Genomic DNA, 21,800 nt, shown 5'->3' with positions numbered 1-21,800 from the left:
GCCCCCGGTGCCGTGCGAGCACCGCAGCCGACCGGCACACGGTCGTATTCCGAGGATCCCGATATGAGTTCACCATCCGCAGCCCTGGGGCGGCGCACCTTTCTGCGCGGCGCCGGAGCCGCCGCGCTCGCGGTCGCCGGCGGCGGTGCGCTGGCGTCGTGCACGTCGGCCGTGCGCGAACTCGACGCGGCCGGCGACGACGCGACGCCCGTGCACGGCGGAACGCTGAAGGTCGGCACGCCGTGGGATATCGTCCCGGCCAACCTGCTCACCAACACCGCCACGATGCCGGCGCTGGTCGGCCTGGTCTACGAGACCCTGGTCCGCTACCCGCACGACCGGCTGGAACCCCAACCGCTGCTGGCGAAGTCGTGGAGCCTGGCGCTGGACGGGCTGTCGCTCGCGCTGGACCTGCGCGACGACGTCACCTTTCACAGCGGACGCCCGTTCACGTCGGCCGATGTCGAGTTCTCGCTGCGCACCTACGCCGACCCGAAGTGGACCGCGCAGCTGAAGAGCACGGCCGCGGCCGTCACCGGCTTCGACACCAGCGCACCGCATCGCGTCGTGCTCACCTTCGCGCACCCGCTGGGCAATATCTTCGACCTGCTCAACACCGCGCCGATGCTGGATCGCGACACCCTCGACCGGGCGGCCGTGGGCGAGGAGTTCGTCGGCACCGGCCCGTTCCGGCTGACCGAGCGAATCCCCAACAGCCGGTTGGTGTTCGAGCGCAACGAACGGTACTGGGTGCCCGATCGGCCGTATCTGGACGGCGTGCAGCTGTCGATCATCCCCGACAGCCAGGCCCAGCTGAACTCGCTGAGGTCGGGCCAGGTCGGGCTGGCACACGGGCTGAACTCCCGCGATATCGAAAACCTCGCCAAGCGAGCCGGATTCAAGTCCATCACCTACGACGGCGCCGAACTGCAGGTGTATGTCGGTGTGAACGTGCGCAATCCGGCGCTTGCCGATGTCCGGCTGCGGCAGGCGATCGCGTACGCGATCGACCGGGAACGCATCATCACCGAGATCTTCCGCGGCGCCGGCTACCCGCTGAACGTCCCGTGGCCCAAGACTTCTCCCGCCTACGACGAGGGGCGCAATACGCGGTTCGCGCGCAACCCGGACCGGGCGCGCGAGCTGATGGCGCAGCTCGGCAAGCCGCCGGAGATCCCGCTGACCTACAACGTCACCCTCCCCGTCTACGCCGCGACGGCGCAGATCGTGCAGGCCAACCTGGCCGAGATCGGCATCGACGTGACGCTCGACCCGACCGACGACGCCACCTTCGTGAAAAAGCTGATCGGCGGCCAGTTTCCGGGCCTGTGGGTGACCGACCACTCCTGGGCGCAATACACGCCGTCCACGCTCAACGTCAGCGCCTATCCGTTCAACGCGCGCAAGAACGCGTCGAACTACGAATCCCCGGCCTACGTCGCGGCCGCCGACGCCGCCTGGCGGCGTGCCGATGGCACCGGACCCGGCGCGGTCGCGGCCTACCGGGACGTCAGCGACCGGCTGCTGGAGGGGCTGTTTCTCATCGAGATCGGCGCGCGGCTGCTGCAGGCCGCGGCGTCCAAGCGGGTGCACGGGGTGAACTGGACCCGCAGCCGCGAGACCCTACTCACGGAGGCATTCCTGTCGTGACCCGATATCTGTTGCGCCGCTTGCCTTCCGTGGCCCTGGTGCTGTTCGTGGCGTCGGTGCTGATCTTCCTGCTGATGCGGCTGGTTCCGGGTGATCCGGCGAGCACGCTCGCGGGACCGGACGCGACACCGCAGAGCATCGAGGCCATCCGGCACCAGCTGGGGCTGGATCGTTCCCTCCCGGCGCAGTACCTGAGCTGGCTGCGCGGCCTGGTCACCTTCGACCTCGGCCGGTCCTACGTCCTCGGCGGGCAGATCACCGAGCTGGTGGGGCAGGGGCTGGCCAATACGCTGGTGCTGACCGGTTCCGCGCTGCTGCTCGCGGTGGTGGCGAGCCTGAGTCTCGGTGTGGCGTCGGTGGTGTGGCCCAGCCGGTGGTTGCGGACCGTCGTCACGGCCGCCGACACCGTGGCCGTCGCGCTGCCTCCGTTCGTGACCAGTGTGCTGCTGGTGCTGGTGTTCGCGGTGGTGATTCCCGTGCTGCCCGCGGGCGGGGTGCCGCCGGACGGTTTCCTCGCGCGGCCGGATATCGCCGTGCAGTATCTGGTGCTGCCCGCGGTGTGCCTGGCGCTCCCCGTGGCCGCCGCGCTGACCCGCTTCCTCACCGAGGCGCTGCGCACCGAACTCGCCAAACCCTATGTGCTGACGGCCCGTTCGCAGGGGATACCGCGCCGGCAGATCGTCGCCCGGGGCGCGCTGCGCAATGCGCTGCCGGCCATGCTGACCGCGCTGGGTATCCAGACCGGCCATCTGCTCGGCGGCGCCGTGCTGGTCGAGGCGGTGTTCGCGTGGCCGGGCATCGGTCAGCTCATCGAGCAGGGCATCAACCGGCGCGACTATCCGGTGGTGCAGGTGCTGTTGCTGCTGTCGGTGACGGTGTTCGTGGCGATCCAGCTGTTCACCGACGTCGTGCACGCCTGGCTGGATCCGCGGATCCGGATCGGCGGGCAGGCATGACCGGCGCGGTCTCGCAGAGCGAAACCCTCTCGACGGCAGCGGATTCCGTCGGCCGCCGGTCCTGGTGGCGTGGACAGACGCTGGCCGGCCTGATTCTCGTCGGCGTCATCGTGCTCGCCGGAGTGTGCGCGGGGCTGCTGGCCCGCTACGACCCGCTCACGCAGAGCGTCGGTGCGAACCTGGTGCCGCCCGGCGCCGAGCATTGGCTGGGCACCGACGACCTGAACCGCGACGTGTTCGCGCGATTGCTGTACGGCCTGCGGGTCGATCTGCTCATCGTCTTCGTCGCGGTGCCGGTCGCCGCGGTGCTGGGTTCGGCGATCGGACTGGTGGCGGGTCTGCACCCGGTCGCCGACACCGTGGCGCAGCGGGTGTTCGATGTCGTGCTGGCATTCCCCGCGCTCATCCTCGCCATCGCGCTGGCCGCGATCACCGGTCCCGGGGCGCACGCCGTGATCATCGTGATCGTCGCCGCCGAGGTGCCGGTCTTCGGGCGCCAGCTGCGCACCGCGGTGCTGCGGGTGCGCGAGCAGGCGTTCATCGAGGCCGCCGAGGTGATCGGCGCCGGAACCTGGTGGACGCTGCGAAAACATGTGCTGCCCAACGTGTTGGAACCGCTGGCGGTGCAGCTGGCGTTGTCGATGTCGATCGCCGTGGCGGTCGACGGGGCGATGAGCTTCATCGGGCTCGGGGTGCGGCCACCGCAGCCGTCGGTGGGATCGCTACTCGCCGAGTCGTTGTCGACCATGGATGCCAATCCGGCGATGGCGGCCGGGCCGCTGGTGGTGGTCGCGGGGCTGACGCTGGGGTTCCTGCTGATCGCCCAGGGGCTGGGCCGGGCGAGGAGGATCGGATGAGTATCACCGATACGGTGCCGCGCGTGGCGGATTCGCCACGCGTGCCCGGCGGGACGGCCGACGTCGTGCTCGATGTCCGCGGGCTGTCCGTGCGGTTCGGGGCGCGGACCGTCGTCGACGGCATCGATCTGACCGCGCGGCGCGGTGAAGTGGTGGCGCTGGTGGGGGAGTCGGGCTCGGGCAAGTCGATGACCGCCCGCTCCGTGCTCGGATTGCTGCCCGAGGGGGCCGAGCCGCAGGGGTCGATCGTGCTGGGCGGCACCGAGATCATCGGCGCGAGCGAGCGGGAGTTGCAGGACGTGCGCGGCACCCGGGTCGCGATGGTGTTCCAGGAGCCGCAGACCGCGCTGAATCCGGTGCAGAAGATCGGCACCCAGATCGGCCAGGCGCTCCGCGCTCGCGGACCGATCTCCCGCGCGGACGCCCGCGCACGCGCGGTGGAGCTGCTGGGACTTGTCGGCATTCCGGAACCGGAGCGGCGGGCCGGCTGGTACCCGCATCAACTGTCCGGCGGGCAGAAGCAGCGCGTGGTCATCGCCCTGGCCCTGTCGGGAGAACCGGACCTGCTCATCGCCGACGAGCCGACGACCGCCCTGGACGTCACGGTGCAGGCGGAGATCCTCGATCTGCTGCGAGAACTGCAGCGCCGCAACGGAACCACCATCCTGTTCATCACCCATAATCTGGGCGTGGTGGCCGAGGTCGCCGACCGGGTGGTGGTCCTGCACGGTGGACGGGTGATCGAACAGGGGCCGGTGCGCGAGCTGTTCGCCACACCCCGGGAGTCCTACACGCGTGACCTGCTGTCCTCGGTGCCGCTGTTACCCGGCACCGGTACGGAGGTGAACGATTTTGGGGCAGTGGAGGATACGACGCCCGGTCCGCTGTCGCCGGAATCCGATCCGAAACCGGTTCTGCAATTGACGGAACTCTCGGTCGTCTACCGGTCGCGCGGCAAGCGGTTCCGGGCTCTGCACGATGTCTCGCTGTCCGTGGCGCCCCGCGAGGTGATCGGTCTGGTAGGCGAATCGGGTTCGGGCAAGAGCACGCTCGGCCGTGCCGCGCTCGGGCTGGTGCCCGCGCAGAGCGGCGAGGTGACCCTGCACGGCACCTCGCTGAGCGGGTTGAGCCCGCGCGAACTGCGTGCCGTCCGTAAGAATGTCGCGCTGGTGCATCAGGACGTGGCCGCCTCGCTGGATCCCCGGCGCACGATCGAGGACTCCGTCGGGGAACCGCTGCTCGTACACCGGGTGGCCGGTGGAACCGTGCTGCGGGCCAAGGTGGGCGACCTGCTCGAATCCGTTCGCCTGCCCCGTGATTACGCCCAGCGCCGCCCCGGGGAGCTGTCCGGCGGCCAGCGCCAGCGAGTCGCCCTGGCGCGTGCCCTGGCCCTGGCGCCGCGCCTGCTGGTCGCCGACGAACCCACCAGCGCCCTGGACGTCTCGGTCCAGGCCCAGGTCCTCGACCTGTTCGCCGACCTCCGCGCCGAATACCACTTCGCCTGCCTGTTCATCAGCCACGACCTCGCCGTCGTCCACCGCGTAGCCGACCGCGTCGTGGTGCTGCGCGACGGCTCGATCGCCGAAACTGGTTCCCCCGGACAGGTTTTCGGCAGCCCTCGCGCCGAATACACGCGCCGGTTGCTTGCGGCGGTACCGATCCCCGACCCCGATCGCGCCCGCCGCCGGTCCCTCGGTTTCGGGAGCTGAACCCGCGCCGTGGCCGGAAGTGACTGTGCGTGAACGAGATCCGCGCGACCCGCCGTCGGTGACCGGCGCCTTCTCCGATTCCGGGCATAGCGTCGCGTCGTGATCGACAGCGGCGGTGGCCGGTGCGCGCCTTGCCGGTCGACGGCGGATATTCGATGTCACACCGCAGTCCGGTCCCAAATCTCATACCAGGGGACTACACGTAACGAGAGTTCAGCCGATAGCTTCGGGGTATAGCAATAGTCACCCAGCCCGCGGCACACCGAGCAGTGCCCGCGGGATCAGATCTCCGGTCGGCATCGAGGACGGGCGGAGGTGGCATCTTCGACTCAGCTCTCAGGAAGATTTATGACGACACCGGCCTTGGTCCCAGAGTCCTCTACGCGGTCATCGCGGCGCGGCGGCACGGGCGGTGATTACGCCCGGCTGCTGCGCCGGATCTCCGACGCGGGACTGATGGACCGGCGGCCCGTCTACTACGCCGTCCGGTTCGGCCTCGTCGCCCTCGCGTTCGTGGCGGGTTGGGCGGCATTCGTCCTCGTCGGCGACTCGTGGTGGACGCTCGTGGTCGCGGCGCTCATGGCCGTGACGTTCGCTCAGGTCGCACTCGTCATGCACGATGTCGCGCACCGCCAGGTCTTCCGGCTGCGACGGCCGACGGAGGTCATGGGCCGGGTCGTCGGCAACGCCGGCATCGGCCTGGGCTACGGCTGGTGGCAGGACAAGCACACCCGGCATCACGCCAATCCGAACCACGAGGAACTCGATCCCGATGTCGCGCCCGACATTCTGGTCTGGTCACAGCGGCAGGCGCGGGCCAGCCGCGGTCTGCCTCGACTCGTCGGGAGGGCGCAGGCATTCCTGTTCTTCCCCCTGCTGATGCTGGAGGGCGTGAACCTCCACGTGTCCGGTGTACGCGCACTCGGGAATCGTTCGATGAAACACCGCGTCATGGAGGGCGCGCTGCTCTTCGGCCACTTCGGCGCCTATCTGGCCGCGGTGTTCGCGGTCCTGCCCGCCGACAAGGCCCTCGCGTTCCTCGCGGTTCACCAGGCGCTGTTCGGCCTGTACATGGGCTGCATCTTCGCCCCGAACCACAAGGGCATGCCGACCCTGACCGGCGACGACCGCCCCGACTACCTGCGCCGGCAGGTGCTGACCTCCCGCAACGTCCGGGGTGGCCTGCTGACCGACGTCGCCCTCGGCGGGCTCAACTATCAGATCGAGCACCACTTGTTCCCGAACATGCCGACGCCGAATCTGCGTCATGCCCAGCCGATCGTCCGCGACTACTGCACCGAAATCGGCGTGCCCTACCACGAGACCGGACTGATCTCCTCCTACAGCGAGGCGCTGCGGCACCTGCACCACGCCGGCGCACCCCTCCGCCCCGCCGACCGGATGCCGGGCCACGCATAGGGCCGCGGTTACGGTGTACGGCCCAGATCGTTCGAGTAGCCGGGGAGGGGTGACCAGGTCGCCGGGCAGCCGAGATTCCCGAGCATCCTGGGCGGTTTGTTTGTTGATCGGTTGTCGGTGGCCGGGCGTAGGGTCGCCGTCATGCCCGCGGAGTGGTCCAACCCCCATGACTCCTATGCCCGGAAAGTGCTGGGGCGTGGTGAGAACGCGGCCTCGGAAATCCGCCCGCTCGTGCCCGAAGCGCTCACCGTCCGGGTCGACTGGGCGAACCTGGAACTTCAGCCGGGCAGTTTCATCTCACCGGAATTGCGGAACCGCTTCAGCGACCTACTGTTCCGCACACGTCTGGATGGTCACGCTGCCTACATCTACATACTGCTGGAACACCAGTCCGGTAGCGATCGGTTCATGGCGTTCCGGATGCTGGAATATATGGTCGCTATCTGGCGCCAGCATCTGACCCGCAATCATGACGAACACAAACACACTCCCGGCCGCGTCGCGAAGGCCACCACACTGCCGGTGGTGATCCCTGTCGTCGTACACGTGAATGCGCGAGGACGGGCGTGGTCAGCCCCCACCGAACTCGCCGAACTGCTCGACATCGACCCGGCCGGACGGGAAACGATGGGCCCGTATCTGCCGCGGTTGCGGTTCCTGCTCGACGACGTGGCGGTGGTCGATCCACAGGAGTTGCGTGCGCGGGATCTGACGCCGGCAGTGCGGGTGTTGCTGGTGTTGTTGCGGACCGCACCCCGCAATACCGAGCTGGACCGGGTTATGCTGGATTTGCTGGAAGAGCTGCGTGCATTGGAGGCCGGTCCGGATCCGCTCGGTGATTTGAAGGCTGTGCTGACCTATATCTTCAAGGTCGGCGAAACGTCCGAAGGTGATCTGACGACGGTGTTCGAGCGGCTGGGTCCGCACGCGAAGGAGGCAATCGTGACCACGGAAGCAGTCATCGAGGCGCGGGGCGAAGCGCGGGGAGAAGCGCGGGGCGAGGCACGGGGGCGCGCAGAAGGTCGCGCGGAGGCGTTGCTCGAGCAGATGACCGTGAAGTTCGGCCCGTTGTCGGCCGCCGTCATCCAGGAAGTCCGATCCGCAGATCCGGCTCAGGTTCGCGCGTGGACGACCCGCGTGCTGACCGCCGCCACGCTCGACGAGATGCTCGCCTGACCCTGGAACGCACGCCGACGTCGGCTGTCGAGAGCACGCGGGCGGCGCCGAACTACTGGCAACTTGCCGTGCCGACTACCTGTGGTGCGGGCGAATCCGGCTGGGTCCACCGGGCTTCCGGGCCGGTGCGCGGTCAGCGCCGGAACACCACCCAGCGCATGGCGCAGTACATGTACACCGCCTCGCAGGCGCCGGCGGTGATGCGGGCCAGGTGGTATTCGACGCCGATCGCGCTCAGCAGGCTGGATACGCCGAGGATGAACGCCAGATAGTTGATCACCACGACTATCACGTACACCGTGAGCTGCGGGCCCACCGCCGCGTGCGAGCGGAAGTTCAGGGTTCGGTTGCCCAGGTACGCCAGCCCGAACGCGCAGGCGTAAGCCACCGTCACGGCGATCGGCAGCGGCATGCCCCACCAGCCGTGCAGGGCCGTGAGCAGGATCAGATCGATCGCGAAGGTGCAGCTGTTGATGAGCGCGAAACCCAGGAATGTCGCGGGAACCACCCGGTCGAGTCCCCAGGGGAGTCGCGAAACCACCACTTCGCACCATCGATGGAACCACGCGGCTCGCCCCGCCGTCTCGGCACTCGTGTCGGCCAGCATGCCGCCACGGTGCCATCGGCAGGTAACCGAAAGGTGATCGGCGGGTTATCCGCGCTGCTACTGCTACTGCCGCATCGCTGCGAACGGGGGTGTTCGCGGTCGCGACAACAGGAACTCCCCGGGGATCGCGGGCGGAGGCGCGAAATCAGGCGGGCAGTGGCAGAAACTCGACGCGGGCGCCGTCGGCGGCGTTCGGTGGGACGATCACCAGGCCGTCGCGGTTCAGCAGGCCCGCGAGGTGGGCGGTGCGGATGTGCGGGTCGCCCAGCCAGCCGTCGGGAACGGCGCGTGCGGGGACGATGCGCGGTGTCGCACCGGCGATGTCACCGGCATTGAGCAACGGGCCGGTGCTCGGTCGGCCCGGAATGCGGCCGGTGCGGCCCTCGACGATGGCCGGCGCCACGGCCAGCAGGGTGGCGACCGCCGCGTACGGATTGCCCGGCAGCCCCAGAACCGTGGTGCCGTAACCGGTTTCGGCGATCACCGTGGATCCGCCCGGCCGCATCAGCAACCGGTGCACCAGGATTCGCGCGCCGGCCCGATCGAGGGCGGCGCGCAGCTGATCGGCCGCCCCGCCGCCGGTGGCGCCGACGACCACCAGCAGCTCACCGTCCGCCGCTGCCGCCAGCAGCTCGTCGAAGCCGCTCGGGGTGTCCCGCAGATGCGCCCGGTCCATCGGGTGAATTCCGCACCACGCCAACAGCTCCGGAAGCACCGGGCCGATCGAGTCGCGGGTCTGGCCGGTTTGCAGCGGGCCCTCGCTGCGGATCTCGTCACCGGTCATCACGATGCGTGCCCGCACCGGCCCGCGCACCGCGGCCGTGCCGACCTCGGCGGCCGCGGCCACCGACAGCAGCGCCGGACCGACCGGGGTGCCCTCCGGTGCCACCGTGTCACCCGGCAGCCAGTCGTCGCCGCGGTGGCGCACGTCGTCGCGAACCGGCGTGTCCGGCAGCCGCGACAGCAGATCGCCCTCGTCGCGATGCACGAACTCGTCGCGGATCACCGTGCTCGTGCCGTCGGGCACGTGCGCGCCGGTCGCGATGCGCACCGCCTCGCCGGGCCGCAGCCCGGCCGGGCGCTGCCCGCCCGCGAAGCCGATGTCGTGGCGCAGCCGCCAGGGCCCCTCCCCGGACACCGCGTATCCGTCCATCGCGGAGACGTCGAACCGGGGCAGGGCCTCGGTGGCGACCAGCGGTGCCGCCAGCGCCGCTCCGCGCGCCGCCGCATGCAGTGGCGCATGCCGGATAGGCAGCCGGGTCAGCGTGCCGCGCAGTATCTTTCGCGCATCGTCCAGCGCCAGCGGCGCCGCCTGCGCGCGGGCCCGCCGCAGGTCGTCGTCGGTGTCGCAGTCGGCGACGCCGGACAGCGGCACGAGTGCGGTCGCGGCCGGAACCAGCGCCTTCATCGGCTGGTTGGGAAGCGAGTCGAGCCGGTCCAGGGCCGCCAGCAGGGCAGTGCGCCGCCACACCCCGACCAGATACTGCGGGCGCCCCGACTCGTCGGTCGCGAAGACCGCATCGGCGCCGGATTCGTCGGCGTGCCGGAGCAATTCGGCGATCGCGTCGGCGGTCAGGAACGGCATGTCGGCGGCCAGCACCACCACCGAGCCGGCCGGAGCGCCGGATTCCGCCAGCGACCGCATCCCGGCGGCGATGGCCGCGACCGGCCCCGCACCGGCCGGAGTCTCTTGCACCTGCCGGATCCCGGGGCCGAGTTCGGGGCGGGGCGGGCCGACCACCACCGTGCTCGCGCAGCCGGCGACCGCGCTCAGCGCGGCATCCAGCATCGACCGCCCGCCGACCACGATCGCGGGCTTGTCCACGCCGCCCATCCGGGTGGCGCGCCCGCCGGCCAGCACGATCGCGTCCGCGTCGATCACGAGGCGCCCGGGAGGTTGTTCATGGCGCCGATCGTAGTTCGTGGGCGTGTCGGTGCCGTGTCGCCCGGCGCACCCGGCCGGCTCACTCGCTGTGCGGGCGCAGCAGGCAGAACTCGTAGGTCTCCGGATCGGCCAGTACCAGCGGCGGATCGGTCGAGCGAGAATCGCTGGGCCGCACCGGAACCGCACCGGCGGCCCGCAGCCGCGCGACCTCCTCGGCGGGGTCGTCGGTGGCGTAGGGGACCAGATCCAGGTGCACCCGGCCCGATACCCGGATGCCGCCCGGGTTGCGCAGGAACTCCAGCCACGGGCCCTGCCCCGTCGCCGATCGGATGCCGGTGAGCCGGTCGTCGTCGAGGATCACCGGCCAGCCCGCGGCCGTCGACCAGAACCGGGCCAGCCGGCCCGGATCGCGGGTATCGACCACGATGGCGGCGATCGAACCGGTGTCGACGTACTGCTCCCGGGGCTCGAGCACGCAGAATTCGTTGCCCTCCGGGTCGGCCAGCACCGTCCACGGCACCGTGCCCTGCCCGATATCGATCCGCCGCGCGCCCAGCGACAGCGCCCGATCCACCTGCACCCGTTGATGATCCAGCGATCTGCTGGCCAGATCGAGATGAATGCGGTTCTTACCGGACTTGGGGTGGCGCGCCGCCAGGAAGGTCAGCGCGACATCGGCCGCGTCGGGATCGGGGGCGGCCACGTCGACCAGGCCGGGCCGGTCCACGGTGACCTCCCAGCTCAGCAGTTCGGCCCAGAAGCGGGCCACGGCACGCGGCTGCACCGCGTCGAACACCACGCACGCCAGACGGGTGGACATGGCTCCACGGTAGCCGCCGAGCCGGGCCTCGCGGGCCGGTTCGGCCGCGTGTCCTCGAGCCCGGGCGGCGCCCGTCCGGACCGGACCGGGTCAGGTTGTGCCGCCGGGGGATTCGAAGCGGTGCCGGGCGACGGCCAGATCCACCCGGTCGCCGCGGACCGGGCAGCCCTCCTCGGCGAGCAGCCGCAGCTGGCGGTGGTTCAGGTGCGGTGCGGGCGTGCCGTTCGCGCGCAGCACGCGGTGCCACGGCAGATCGGCGGCGTCGGTACGCATGATCCAGCCGACCGTGCGCGGTGTCGACAGCCCGGCCGCCGCGGCGATGTCGCCGTAGGTGGCGACCCGGCCCGGCGGGATCGTGGCGACCAGTTCGCGGACCCGTTCTATCTCGGCGTCGGTGGTGGGCATCGGGTACGTCGCCTCCGGATGTGTCAGAGCGCCGCGCGCAGGACGGCGGCGGTCTCGGCGGGGCGGGCCTGGGCCACCATGTGGTCGCAGTCGAATTCGTGCACCGTCAGGCTCTCGCCCAGCTGCCCGGCGAGCGTCGCGCGCAACTGCGGGGTGACGAACGGGGCCTTCAGTGCCTGCACCACGACAGTCGGCAGGCCGGCGGGGGGAAGGACGAGATCGCGGGCGAGCTGGCCCCAGTAGGAGACGACGGCGGGCAGGCTCATCCGCCACGTCAGCCGGCCGGACGGGGCAGCCACCAGATGTTCGGCGAGTTCGGCCTCGAGCAACTCGGGCGCGACCTCGCCCCAGGACGTCTCCAGCTTGTCGCGGCGCGCGGCCTCGGCATCGGGATAGTCGGGCCGGGCGAGCAGGCTCTCGGCGGTGTCGAGCATCAGGGCCGGATCCAGGGCGATGGCCGGATCGAGCAGGACGAGGCCCCGGACCAGCTCCGGATACCGGTGGGCGAGATGGATTCCGGCCGCGCCGCCGAACGAATGCCCGACCACCACCGCCGGCTCGCCGTCCAGCAGCGGGACCACATCGTCGACCACCGCCTCGAACGTCCACGGCGGCAGCGCGGTGGACCGGCCGTGCCCGCGCAGATCGGGCGCGACGATCCGGACATCCGGCAGCTCCCCGGTGGCCAGCGCCTCCCACCGCCTGCCGTGGCCGGTGAGCCCGTGCAGGGCGAGGACCAGGGGGCCGGTAGCCGGGCCGTAACGATGGACGTGGAGATCGGGCACGCGCCCATTGTGCCGGGTGGGTCCGACAGGTGCGACTGCTCACTCCTGCAAGCGGGCCGAATCTCTGTCACCCTGTTCGCGGACCGCATGTGCGGCACCGAAGATCCAGGAGAAGCATCATGATTCGTAAATTCACCACAACGGCCGCCGTTGCCGCGGCCATGATCGGCGCTGGTGCCGGCATCTCCCAGGCCGCCGCGCCCGCGCCGGAGCCCGCCCCGGTGCGGCCGGTCGTCGAGCCGGTCGCCGCCGGGCAGACCCAGGCCGTCCCCGGCCAGGTCGTCGGCGGTGTCGTGGGCGGCGCCGTCGGCACGGTCGCCGGCGCGGGTGTCGGCGCGGTCGCGGGCGGCGCCACCGGATGCGTGGCGACGACGGTCGCCTGCCCGGTCGGCACGGTCGCCGGCATCGCGGTCGGCGCGGGCATCGGCGCCGCGACGGGTGGGGCCCTCGGCGCCGCGGCGGGCGCGGGCGTGGGCGGCGCTGTCGGCGCGCAGATCCCGGCCTGACGTAGATCCCGGTCCGGCAACGGCAACGGCGCCCCGGGTCCCGATGTGGGGGACTCGGGGCGCCGTCGCGTGTGCGGGTTGCGTGGCTCGATGCCGACGTCGTGCCGAAAGGGATGGTGCGGTAAACGGAAATTCGAAAATACGTTCGAATTAGGATCGAGCTGTATCCGCGTACGGAAATGACGGTGCGGCAGATAATCGTGTGACGGATAACAACGGCCTCGGGACGCCTATCACGGCTCGGATACGTCCGCACGGGCTCGGCAATTTGCTGGGCCCGCAATTTCTGTCGGGGGTGTCTGTTGAAATAGCGGTCGTGATGCGATCGGATGGCTCGGTGCGATTGGTGCGTCGCGGCGAGCCGGCCCCCCGAACGCGAGAATGGGGCGCCGATGTCCGCGCGCTGTTCAGCGAGGGCGCCGCGGCCGGATGGCGGCCGTGGCAGGTGCTGGGCGGTCCGGGCACCGGCAAGACCGCGCTGCTCGTCGACCTCGCGGCCGACCGGATCGCGGGCGGCGCCGATCCGGAATCGGTGCTGCTGCTCACCCATTCGAAGCAGGCGGCGCTGCGGGTCCGCACCGCCGTCACCGCGCGGCTGGCCGACTCGCTGGGCGGCGTGCCCGGTGCCACGCGGGAGCCGCTGGTGCGCACCGTGCATTCCTATGCCTTCGCGATCGTGCGCAGGCATGCCGCCGCGCACGGCAATCCGCCGCCGCGGCTGCTCACCGGCGCGGAACAGGATGTGGTGCTGCGCGAGATGCTGCGCGGCGAGCTGGCCGATATTCAACAGGGCACCGGCGGGGACACCGAGTTCTGGCCGCAGCGGCTGCATCCGGCGCTGGGGACGGTCGGATTCGCCGAGCAGTTGCGCGATCTGATGCTGCGTGCCACCGAACGCGGTCTGGGGCCGGAGGATCTCGTCGAACTGGGTCGCCGGCACGATCGCCGGGAATGGGAGGCGGCCGGCCGCTTCGCCGAACGCTACGAGCAGGCGATGCTGCTGCGCTGGTCGGTCGGCGTCGAGGCGCCGGAGGCGAGCGCGCCCGCGTTGGACGCCGCGGAACTCGTGGGCGCGGCGCTGGACGCGCTGGCGCTGGATCCGGAGCAGCTGGCCGCGGAGCGCGAGCGCCTCGGCTGCCTGCTCGTCGACGATGCCCAGCATCTGGATCCGCTTGCGGCGCAACTGGTCGGCGCCATCGGTTCGGGCGCCGCGACGGTGGTCGTAGCGGGCGACCCCGACCAGGCCGTCTTCACCTTCCGCGGCGCCGACGCCCGCATCGTCGCCGATCTGGACGCCCCGGCCGACCGGCGTATCGTGCTGCGCGACGACCGGCGCTGCACCGGCCCGGTGCACGAGGCCGTCGCCCGGATCTCGGCGCGACTGCCGGGCAGCGCGCCACACCGGTTCGACGGCCGCGAACATACCACCGGCGCAGCGGAACCGACTGGCGCGGGCGCCGTGCAGGTCCGGGTTCTGACCACTCCGGCGAAGGAGGCGGCCCTGATCGCCGACCATCTGCGCCGCGCCCACCTCACCGACGACGTGCCCTGGTCGCGGATGGCGGTGATCGTCCGATCCGTCCCGCTGTCGCTGGCTCCGCTGCGCCGCGCCCTGCTGGCCGCGGGAGTGCCCGTCCTGCAACCGAAACCGGATGTGCCGCTGGCCCGCCGCCGCGGCGCGGCCTGGATGCTGCTCGCGCTGCGCGCCCTGCTGGCCGGCGAGCGCGCCCGCCCCGACCTGTTCACCGAGGACGACACCCTCGACCTGCTGTCCGGCCCGCTCGGCGGCGCCGACCAGATCAGCCTGCGCCGCCTCCGCCGCGGCATCCGCCGCACCCTGCTGGAACGCGGTCGCTCCCGCCCCGACGATGACCCGTGGCGGGAGCGTGCGGACGGCGATACGGGCCCCGCCGAGCTGGAACATGCCGGCGCACCGGAAGAACGGGAAGCCGCTGGTGATGTCGGCGCAGCCGCCGAGTCGGCCGAGTGGGCCGGACAGGGTGTTCCCGGCAACCGGCCGCAGGCGAGCGATCGGACCGGACCGCCCGACCCCGACGACTGTGGGGCCGTGTCGGACCGTGCGGTTCCTGCGAGTGCTGACGCGGGCTCGGCCTGCGGGGCAGCCGACCCCGGGAACGCGGAGGACCCGGCCGGGTTGCCCCCCGAGGAGGCGGAATCGGCTCGCGGTGCCCCGGTTTCGCGTGCGGTCGATGGCGCCGGCGAGATGTCGGCTACAGGTCGGTCGGAGGCCGAGGATGCCGGGCAGAGCCACCCGAGTTCCGCAGGCTCCGGACATGGTGAGGTGCAGGGAGCCGGCGGGCCGACTGTGGTGGGCTCCGCATCGAGACGCAGGGGGGCCTCCGGCACGGACGACGATTTCGCGTGGGAGGCGGTCGATTCCGCCTATACCGCGGATCTGGATCGGTCGTCTGCCGAGGTGCTGCGGGAACTGGTTACCGGGGTCGGCGACCTCACCGTTCTGGATCGGCTCACCGAGGTGGAGGCGGCGCCGCTGCGGCGGGTGTTGAAGGCCGTGGGGCGGGCGCGGCGGGTGTTGCGGCGCGGTGCGGGGCTGGAGGACGTGCTGTGGGGGGTGTGGACCGCATCGAATCTGGAGCGGCGCTGGGTCGGGCAGTCCGAGCGCGGTGGCGCCGTGGGCATGCAGGCCGATCGCGATCTGGATGCCGCCGTGGGCCTGTTCGATTCGGCGGCCGCCTACGTCGACAGGCTGCCGCACGCCACCGTCGAGGGTTTCGTGGAATACCTGGAACTGCAGGAGATTCCGCAGGACTCGGCGCCGCTCACCGATTCCGGCGAGGCGGTCGCCATCGTGAGCGCGCATGCGGCGGCGGGCCGGGAGTGGGATGTGGTCGCGGTCGCCGGTGTGCAGGAGGGGATCTGGCCGAACCTGCGCCCGCGCGGCACGCTGCTGGGTGTCGAGGATCTGGTGGATCTGGTTGCGGGCGTGGTCGATTCCGGCGACCGGGTGAGCCGGGCGGCGCCGATCCTGGCCGAGGAGCGGCGGCTGCTGCTGCTCGCGTGCAGCCGGGCTCGGCGCTCGCTGCTGGTGACGGCGGTCGAATCGGTCAGCGGCGACCGGGATCTGGTGCCGTCCCGCTTTCTCGGCGAACTCGACGATACCGCGGGCACCGACGAACCCGGCCGCATTCCGCCGCCCATCGACCCCGGCCGAGCCCTGATCATGCAGACGCTGATCGCCGAATTGCGCGGGGTGGTCTGCGATCCCGAGGTCGAGCCGCCGCGGCGGCAGCGCGCATCCCGGCAGCTGGCCCGGCTGGCGCGGGCGGGCGTGCGCGGCGCGCACCCCGACGAGTGGTACGGCACCGCCGAACTCAGCTCGCAACTGCCGCTGTGGGGCGACGACGAGGGCCCGATCGCGTTGTCCCCCTCCACCGTCGAGTTGCTGCGGACGTGTCCGCTGCGGTGGGCCCTGGAGCGGAACGGCGGCAGCGACGGCGACAATCCGCACGCGGTCAAGGGCAATCTGGTGCACACCCTCGTGCAAGCGCTGGCCGGTCAGGTGTCGGAGGCGCAGGTGAAGGCCGCGCTGGCGCGGGCGTGGAAGGCGGTCGACCCCGCCGCCGCCGACTCCGGCCCGCGCAGCTGGCATTCCCGCCAGGATTTGCGGCGCACCGAATCGATGCTGGACACGTTCCTGGACTGGCTGCGCAACACCCGCGCCGAACTCACCCAGATGGGCGTCGAGGTTCCGGTCGACTGCGTCCTGCCGGCGCGCGCACCGGGCGAGTACGCGGTGCGGGTCCGTGGTCGCGTCGACCGGGTCGAGCGAGATGCGTTCGGGCGCTTCGTGATCGTGGATGTCAAGACCGGTAAGACGCCGATCTCCAAACAGGCCGCGCAGGACCACGCCCAGCTGGCGACCTATCAGGTGGCGGCGGCCGCCGGGGCGCTCGACGACACGGCCGCGGGCGGCCTCCACGACACGGCCGCGGGCGGCCTCCACGACACGGCCGCGGGCGGCCTCCACGACACGGCCGCGGGCGGCCCCGACGACACCGCCGCGGGCGGCCCCGACGGCTCGCCCGGGGCCGAACCCGGTGGCGCGCGCCTGGTCTACGTCGCCAAGCCGAGCGCCAAGGAGGGCGCCGCCCAGCGCCTCCAGGCCGCGCTGGACGGCGACGGCGTCGAGCAGTGGCGCGACGCCATCCACGAGGCCGCCGCCGCCACCCGCGGCCCCAGCTATCTCGCGATGCGCAACGACGGCTGCCGGCACTGCGCGGTGTCGGGCAGTTGCCCGGTCCAGGACACCGGCCGGCAGGTGACCGACACGTGAGCGGCGCGGGCGGGAGAATCACGCCCGGCCTGCTGGCCGAGGCGCTCGGCCTGCCGCCGCCGACCGAGGAGCAGGCCGCCGTCATCGCGGCCCCGCCCGGCCCGACGCTGGTGGTCGCGGGCGCGGGCGCGGGCAAGACCGAGACGATGGCCGCCCGGGTGCTGTGGATGGTCGCCAACGGGCTGGTCGCGCCCGACGCCGTACTGGGCCTGACGTTCACCCGAAAGGCCGCGCAGCAGTTGACCTCTCGCATCCGCACCCGGCTCGCCCGGCTGGCCGGATCGCCGCTGCTGCGCGAGATCGATCCGAGTGGCCGGCTGCGGTCGCGGCTGACCGCGTCCGAACCGGAGATCAGCACCTACCACTCGTACGCCGGGCGGCTGCTCGGCGAGCACGGCCTGCTGCTGCCGGTGGAGCCGAACGCGACCCTGCTCACCGCGACCCAGCTGTGGCAGCTGGCGCACCGCGTGGTCACGGGCTGGGACGGCGACCTGGACACCGACCGCACCCCGGTATCGGTCACCGAGGCGGTGCTGGCGCTGTCCGGTCAGCTCGCCGAGCATCTGGTGGAACCCGAGCAGCTGGCCGAGGCGCACACCGAACTGGAGAAGCTGATCCTGACCCTGCCGCGCGGTCCGCGCCAGCGCGGCGGCCCGAGCCAGGAACTGCTGGGCATCCTCGAGGTGCAGCACGAGCGGGTGGCGCTGCTGCCGTTGGTCCGCCGCCTGGGCGAGGAATTGCGCCGCCGCGGCGCCTTGGACTTCGGCGCCCAGATGTCGCTGGCGGCCCGCCTGGCCGCCGAACATCCGGAGGTCGGCGCCGCCGAACGAGACCGCTTCCGCCTGGTCCTGCTGGACGAATATCAGGACACCGGCCACGCCCAGCGCATCCTGCTGGCCGCCCTGTTCGGCGACCTGGACAGTGCCCAGGGATCGACTTCGCCCACCGCCGAACAGGTTTCGAGACCGTCCGGGGAGGAGCGGCCGCCCGGAGAACTCGCGGGCGACGGTTCCGGCATTGCCGCGGATACCGCGGCGGCGCGGAGTGCGCGGGTGAGACGTGCCGACACCGTTGCGTCGCCGGGGATCTCGTCTGTGCGAAAGCCCGGCGAGCAAAATCCGGATCGAGCATCGACCGGGCCCTCCGACTCGGGCGAACTCTCGCAATCGAACCTGGAATCGAGTTCCTCGCCGGGAGATGACATGTCCGGCAGCAGAGGTTCGCGTCGGTTCGACGCACCGGACCGAGTGCCGGAGCCGAGATTCGGATCGACGGTCGACGCGGATGGTGGTGAGGGCCGCGGGGCAGCCCCTGGTTCCGAGGGCGATGGCCGGGCGGCCGGACCCGTCGGCGGCTCGCAGGTGAGTAGCGAAGGTGAGCCGAATCCGACGGGTGCGGAAGCGGAATCGGCGGGCGGTGATTCGAAGCGCGGTGCCGACGAGCGCGGCTCGGGTCTCGGCGGCGGGGCTCGTCCGCACGGAACCGATGCCGATACGGCCACATCCGCTGGGTCGGGACCGGATTCGATCGGCTCCGAGGTGGCGTCGGCGCTCGACGGACCAGGTGTCTCCGGCTCGATCCCGCAGCGGTTGGCGGTGACGGCCGTCGGCGACCCCATGCAGTCGATCTACGGCTGGCGGGGAGCTTCGGCGGCCAACCTGCCGCGGTTCGCCACCGACTTCCCCAGTGCGCCGGGCGTTCCCGCGCCGATTCTGCCGCTGCTCACCAGTTGGCGTAATCCGCCGGAGGCGCTGGCGCTGGCGAATCTGGTGGCCGAACCGCTGCGGCAGGCCGAGGGCGGGGTGGCGGTCGACGCGCTGCGGCCGCGACCGGACGCCACCGCGGGCACGGTCGCGCTGGCGCTCACCGATACCGTTGCCGACGAACGGGACTGGGTGGCCGAGCGGGTCGCCGCCGAATGGGAGGCGCGGGCCGACGCCGGTTCGCCTCCGCCTACCTCCGCGGTGCTGGTGCGCCGCAACGCCGATGCCGCGCCGTTGGCAGAAGCGCTGCGCGAGCGGGGATTACCGGTGGAGATCGTCGGCCTCGGCGGCCTGCTCGCCACGCCGGAGGTGGCCGATGTCGTCGCGACCCTGCGCCTGATCGCGGATCCGGCCGCGGGCAGCGCCGCGATGCGCATCCTCACCGGGGCCCGCTGGCGGCTCGGCGTCACCGACCTGGCCGCGCTGGCCCGGCGGGCCCGCGAGCTGTCGATCACCCGGCCGCCCGACCAGACGGCCGCGATCACCGATACGGCCACCCTGGCGGATGCCCTGCGCACCGTGGCCCCGGAGCCCGCCGAACAGGCCGGTCTCGCCGACGCCATCGCCGATCCCGGTGCGGCGGAACAGTACTCGGAGCCCGGATACCAGCGCATCGTCGCGCTCGGCCGGGAACTTGCCGCGCTGCGCGAACGCAGCGGCCAGACGCTGCCGGAACTCGTCTCCGATGTGGAGCGCACCATCGGCGTCGGCGTGGAGACCCAGTCCCGCCGCGCCTCCGCAGGCGGTGGTGCCGGCCGCGAGCACCTGGACGCCTTCGCCGACGTGGTCGCCGACTACGCGAGCGATCACCGCGCGTCACTGCCCGGGTTGCTGACGTTCCTGGCCGCGGCCGAGGAGGTCGAGAACGGTCTGGAACCGGGCGAGGTCGAGGTCGCCCGCGACCGCGTCCAGGTCCTGACCGTGCACGCCGCCAAGGGCCTGGAATGGGAGGTGGTGGCCGTGCCGCACGTGACCCGCGGGGTCTTCCCGTCCGGCGCGGCCGCGGGCACCTGGCTGGGCGCGCTCGCCGAACTCCCCACCTCCCTGCGTGGTGACCGGCAGCGCGATGCGGTGCCCGCGGAACGTTCCGGTTCGGTCGCCGCCGTTGGTGCCGAGCAGGGTCGTTCCGCGGTCACGCGGTCCGCCGCCGGGGCCGACCAGGGCCGGTCTGCGGTAACCCGGGCCGCTGTTTCCGAGGGGGACGTCCCTTCCCCTGGGCTGCACGATGTTTCCCAAGGGCTGCGCCACGCTTCCCAGGAGCTGCGCGACGACGCGGCGCCGGCCGACTCGGCCACGGCGGCATCGCCGGTCTCGCGGTCCGGCGCTCCAGCGGTGTCCGACGGCGTCCCCGTGCTGGACCTGTCGGACCTCTACGACCGCAGCGATCTCGACCGGGCCATCAAGCAGCACAAGGACACCCTCGCCCGGCGTCGGCTCGACGAGGAGCGGCGCCTGTTCTACGTCGCCCTCACCAGGACCGAACGCATCCTGTTCGTATCGGCGCACCACTGGGCCGAAACCGGCTCGACGCCGAAGGGCCCGTCCGATTTCCTGCTCGACCTCAAACGCGCTGTCGAACACCCAGATTCGACACCGTCCACGGCCGTGGGCATCGAGACACTATCCGCGGCCGCGGGCATCGAGACACTATCCACGGCCGCGGGCATCGAGACACTATCCACGGCCGTGCGCATCGACCTGTGGGCCGATCCGCCGGCCACCGACGCGGTCAACCCCTTCACCGACGACCCGGCGTCGGCCACCTGGCCCCGCGACCCACTGGGCAAGCGCCGCACCGCGGTTCAGGACGGTGCCGCCCTGGTCCGAGAGTCCCTACGAGACCTGGCACACGAGCCCGACCCCCCAGCCACACTCGACGACGCCGCCACACTCGACGACGCCGCCGCACCTGATTCGGCCGCGGCCGATACTTCCGCCGCTGCCGGAACCTCCACCACGATCGATGTGGCCGGCGCACCGGAACACTCTGGTGCGCTCGATAACCCCGCCGCACCGAGCCCGGCCGAGCCCGAGGGTACGGATGAAAGGGCCGGTGGCGCAGGGGAATTCTACGGTCAGCTGTCGCTGTTCACGGATCCGGACGAGGTCCCCGAGCCGCCGGGGGAGCCGGCCGAGTTCTCCCCAGCGGCCGAACACGCTGGCGACCAGGCGTATTCGGAGCACCAGGACCTCGACCCCGAGGGCTGGGCGGCCGATGTCGACGCCCTGCTCGCCGAGCACTTCGCGGCCGGGGAGAGCGTGCGGGACGTGGAACTCCCCAGCCAGCTGCCCGCCACGGCCCTGGTGGAGATGCGCGCCGACCCGGCCAAGCTGGCCGCGCGGCTGCGCCGCCCGCTGCCGTATCCGCCGAGCCCGTTCGCCCGGCGCGGCACCGCCTTCCACGCCTGGTTGCAGCAGTGGTTCGGCTCGGCGCGGCTGCTGGGCCTGGACGAACTGCCCGGCGCCGCCGACAGCGGTGCGGCCGACGCCGACCTGGTCCGGCTGCAGGAGGCGTTCCTGTCTTCGCCGTGGGCCGACCGCAACCCCGCCGAGGTGGAGGTGGGGTTCGAAACATCCCTGGCGGGCACCCTGATCCGCGGCCGCATGGACGCGGTGTTCGCCGAACCCGGCGACCGCTGGCTGGTGGTGGACTGGAAGACCGGCGCCGAGCCCACTCGCGCCGAGGAACCCGCGGTCGCCATGCAGCTGGCGGTCTACCGGCTGGCCTGGGCCCGGCTACTGGCCGCCCGCACCGGCGCCGACGAACACGAGATCCTCGAAAAGATCAGCGCCGCATTCCATTACGTGCGCACCGGCCGCACCATTTCCCCGCCGAATCTGCCGGGTCCCGAGGAACTCGCGGAATTCCTCGAGACGGCCGCGCCGAACTGGTCGGCACCCGACGGAGCGAACGGGTCGGCACCCGACGGGGAGGCTGAGTGAGGCG

The 21,800-nt window shown here is 71.7% G+C and carries 14 protein-coding genes; 9 read left to right on the top strand and 5 right to left on the bottom strand.

Features of this window, described 5'->3' with window-relative positions; all coding sequences use genetic code 11:
- Nucleotides 1-63: 63 nt before the first annotated feature.
- The 6 genes from D892_RS0102565 to D892_RS0102540 all read left to right on the top strand — a co-directional run bounded on the left by D892_RS0102565 (nucleotide 64) and on the right by D892_RS0102540 (nucleotide 7,767).
- Nucleotides 64-1,650, top strand: coding sequence for an ABC transporter substrate-binding protein (locus tag D892_RS0102565; RefSeq protein WP_024799746.1), 1,587 nt, complete (start codon nucleotides 64-66; stop codon nucleotides 1,648-1,650).
- Nucleotides 1,647-2,606: an ABC transporter permease gene (locus tag D892_RS0102560; RefSeq protein ID WP_024799745.1), complete on the top strand. Its 960-nt coding sequence runs from the start codon at nucleotides 1,647-1,649 to the stop codon at nucleotides 2,604-2,606. The genes D892_RS0102565 and D892_RS0102560 overlap by 4 nt, the downstream gene beginning before the upstream one ends.
- Nucleotides 2,603-3,463, top strand: coding sequence for an ABC transporter permease (locus tag D892_RS0102555; RefSeq protein ID WP_024799744.1), 861 nt, complete (start codon nucleotides 2,603-2,605; stop codon nucleotides 3,461-3,463). Before D892_RS0102560 ends, D892_RS0102555 begins: the two co-directional genes overlap by 4 nt.
- Nucleotides 3,460-5,172 (top strand): ABC transporter ATP-binding protein, encoded by a 1,713-nt coding sequence (locus D892_RS0102550; RefSeq protein ID WP_024799743.1) that lies wholly within the window; start codon nucleotides 3,460-3,462, stop codon nucleotides 5,170-5,172. The genes D892_RS0102555 and D892_RS0102550 overlap by 4 nt, the downstream gene beginning before the upstream one ends.
- Nucleotides 5,173-5,520: 348 nt before the next feature.
- Nucleotides 5,521-6,591 (top strand): acyl-CoA desaturase, encoded by a 1,071-nt coding sequence (locus D892_RS0102545; protein ID WP_024799742.1) that lies wholly within the window; start codon nucleotides 5,521-5,523, stop codon nucleotides 6,589-6,591.
- Nucleotides 6,592-6,732: 141 nt separating this feature from the next.
- The gene (locus D892_RS0102540; protein WP_024799741.1) at nucleotides 6,733-7,767 is read left to right on the top strand and encodes an Rpn family recombination-promoting nuclease/putative transposase; all 1,035 of its coding nucleotides are present in this window, start codon (nucleotides 6,733-6,735) and stop codon (nucleotides 7,765-7,767) included.
- Between the two features lie 133 nt (nucleotides 7,768-7,900).
- On the opposite strand, the gene D892_RS0102535 is transcribed toward D892_RS0102540, so the two are convergent.
- The 5 genes from D892_RS0102535 to D892_RS0102515 form a co-directional block, all read right to left on the bottom strand.
- Nucleotides 7,901-8,308, bottom strand: a complete 408-nt coding sequence (locus tag D892_RS0102535) for a GtrA family protein (protein WP_369801725.1) — start codon at nucleotides 8,306-8,308, stop codon at nucleotides 7,901-7,903.
- 211 nt (nucleotides 8,309-8,519) lie between these two features.
- The gene (locus D892_RS0102530) at nucleotides 8,520-10,256 is read right to left on the bottom strand and encodes an NTP transferase domain-containing protein (protein ID WP_024799739.1); all 1,737 of its coding nucleotides are present in this window, start codon (nucleotides 10,254-10,256) and stop codon (nucleotides 8,520-8,522) included.
- A gap of 82 nt (nucleotides 10,257-10,338) precedes the next feature.
- On the bottom strand, nucleotides 10,339-11,079 hold the full coding sequence (locus D892_RS0102525) for a VOC family protein (protein WP_024799738.1): 741 nt from the start codon (nucleotides 11,077-11,079) through the stop codon (nucleotides 10,339-10,341).
- Between the two features lie 90 nt (nucleotides 11,080-11,169).
- Nucleotides 11,170-11,484: an MGMT family protein gene (locus tag D892_RS0102520; RefSeq protein WP_024799737.1), complete on the bottom strand. Its 315-nt coding sequence runs from the start codon at nucleotides 11,482-11,484 to the stop codon at nucleotides 11,170-11,172.
- Between the two features lie 23 nt (nucleotides 11,485-11,507).
- Nucleotides 11,508-12,269: an alpha/beta fold hydrolase gene (locus D892_RS0102515; protein WP_024799736.1), complete on the bottom strand. Its 762-nt coding sequence runs from the start codon at nucleotides 12,267-12,269 to the stop codon at nucleotides 11,508-11,510.
- A 119-nt stretch (nucleotides 12,270-12,388) separates the two neighbouring features.
- Between D892_RS0102515 and D892_RS43400 the strand changes: the two genes are divergently transcribed.
- From D892_RS43400 to D892_RS48285, 3 genes are all read left to right on the top strand, one after another.
- Nucleotides 12,389-12,775, top strand: coding sequence for a hypothetical protein (locus D892_RS43400; RefSeq protein ID WP_024799735.1), 387 nt, complete (start codon nucleotides 12,389-12,391; stop codon nucleotides 12,773-12,775).
- A 346-nt stretch (nucleotides 12,776-13,121) separates the two neighbouring features.
- A complete protein-coding gene (locus tag D892_RS0102505) occupies nucleotides 13,122-17,090 on the top strand; it encodes a PD-(D/E)XK nuclease family protein (protein WP_024799734.1) in 3,969 nt (1,322 codons plus the stop codon).
- Nucleotides 17,087-21,796, top strand: a complete 4,710-nt coding sequence (locus D892_RS48285; protein WP_024799733.1) for an ATP-dependent DNA helicase — start codon at nucleotides 17,087-17,089, stop codon at nucleotides 21,794-21,796. Before D892_RS0102505 ends, D892_RS48285 begins: the two co-directional genes overlap by 4 nt.
- Nucleotides 21,797-21,800 lie beyond the last annotated feature (4 nt).

This window comes from Nocardia sp. BMG51109 (assembly GCF_000526215.1).
Lineage (GTDB): Bacteria > Actinomycetota > Actinomycetes > Mycobacteriales > Mycobacteriaceae > Nocardia.
Note: the sequence above shows the minus strand (reverse complement) of the source record. Positions and strands in the feature narration are given on the sequence as shown.